We start from the raw sequence: 1,481 nt of genomic DNA on the forward strand, positions 1-1,481 counted from the left end.
GTTATGCAGGCGTTATGTGTATTTAAGGAATAATTAGATTATGAGTGACGGTATAGTAGGGAATGCGAAGTTTCGATGTTCCAATTGTGATTCAGAACATGAGTTAAATGAAGAAGATATCTATTTTGAAGCTACTGGTGGTTCAAGTCGAGAGATGGGTGATGAAACAGAATACAGTGCTTTAATTTCTGAGCAATGTAGCGAATGTGGCGCACTGTATGAAATTGGAATGAAAGTTTGGGAGTATCCAACAGGGATTATCAATTATTCCGACGAAGAGGCTAATGGGGTCGAAGATCTTAATGTTAACTACGAGATTTATCATAAACCGCCAGAGCCTGAGCGTGATAGCTCAAGGGTTATGGGAGCTGCCGCAGGAGGCGCAATATTTGGTGCATCTATTGGTGGTCCGTTCGGTGCACTTATTGGTGGAATAATTGGTGGGATAATTGGAGATTCGGTCGCAAAAGGAGATAAAAATGGATAAAGCTATTTATATCCCTTCAGCGATATTGGGGGGGATTTTCATTCTTATCTATGCATATAGGTGTCATGTAACTAAACGAGAATTTAATCAAGCTGTTATGGTTAATGCCTTTTTACAGTCGAGTGGTATTGTTTGTGGCCTATTATTAGTTTTAGGCACATTTAATGATGAAGCTAAAAAATTACTAAATGAGATTGATTTATATATTTTAATTGCAGGGTTTGCTGTCACAACGGCATCAATAAAAGGTATATATAAAGATATATTTTTGTCTACAGTAGTTAAGCCTAATGAGCCTAGATCTTCAGCTAAGCGCCAAGAAGAAGTTAAATCGTAAACGTAATGAGTATACACATAACAAATGCATCAACACGATTTATTACACTCGGCGTTCTGGGTTTGCCTTGGGTTTTGTGATTAAGGCAGTAAAATTCAAGTTGTTTGGCATAGTAATAAACGTGTTATGCAGGCGTTATATGCAAGGAGGCATTATGAGAAAAGCTTATCTGTTCGATTGGGGTGACACTTTAATGGTCGATTTTCCAAATACTCAAGGAAAAATGTGTAATTGGGAAACAGTTCAAGCTGTAGATGGTGCTTTGGAAATGTTAGCTTCGTTATCCCAGAAAGGACATTTGCTTTATGTGGCAACTGGTGCTGATGATTCCAGTGTTCAGGATATTGAATTGGCATTTGAACGAGTAGGGTTGTCTCAATTCATTTCAGGCTATTTCTGTAAGTCAAATATTGGTTTATCAAAAGGTAGTTCTGAATTTTATCAAAGAATAACGAATAAGTTAGGTGTCGAACCTAGTCAACTTACAATGGTTGGTGATTCACTTGAAAAAGACGTTATTTCAGCGATAGAGGCTGGTTTAAATGCGGTTTGGTTTAACCCTCGAGGTTTGGAAAAAGAAAGTCACTCCAATTTTAGAACGATCTCTCAGCTTCATGAGTTAAGCATATAACAAATGCATCAACACGATTTGCTACA

Annotated in this window: 3 protein-coding genes; all 3 read left to right on the top strand. The window is 37.5% G+C overall.

Annotation, left to right across the window (positions count from 1 at the left end; genetic code table 11):
- Positions 1-40: 40 nt before the first annotated feature.
- The 3 genes from A6E06_RS14555 (at position 41) to A6E06_RS14565 (ending at position 1,455) form a co-directional block, all read left to right on the top strand.
- Complete coding sequence (locus A6E06_RS14555) at positions 41-487, top strand: hypothetical protein (RefSeq protein WP_065593616.1); 447 nt, start codon at positions 41-43, stop codon at positions 485-487.
- On the top strand, positions 480-824 hold the full coding sequence (locus A6E06_RS14560) for a threonyl-tRNA synthetase (RefSeq protein WP_065593617.1): 345 nt from the start codon (positions 480-482) through the stop codon (positions 822-824). The genes A6E06_RS14555 and A6E06_RS14560 overlap by 8 nt, the downstream gene beginning before the upstream one ends.
- A gap of 154 nt (positions 825-978) precedes the next feature.
- A complete protein-coding gene (locus A6E06_RS14565; protein WP_141676981.1) occupies positions 979-1,455 on the top strand; it encodes an HAD family hydrolase in 477 nt (158 codons plus the stop codon).
- The last annotated feature ends 26 nt before the right edge of the window (positions 1,456-1,481 follow it).

This window comes from Aliivibrio sp. 1S175 (genome assembly GCF_001690985.1).
Lineage (GTDB): Bacteria > Pseudomonadota > Gammaproteobacteria > Enterobacterales > Vibrionaceae > Aliivibrio.

Coding starts and splice junctions, on each gene's coding strand:
- A6E06_RS14555 (WP_065593616.1), top strand. CDS start 41: ATGAGTGACGGTATAGTAGGGAATGCGAAGTTTCGATGTTCCAATTGT.
- A6E06_RS14560 (WP_065593617.1), top strand. CDS start 480: ATGGATAAAGCTATTTATATCCCTTCAGCGATATTGGGGGGGATTTTC.
- A6E06_RS14565 (WP_141676981.1), top strand. CDS start 979: ATGAGAAAAGCTTATCTGTTCGATTGGGGTGACACTTTAATGGTCGAT.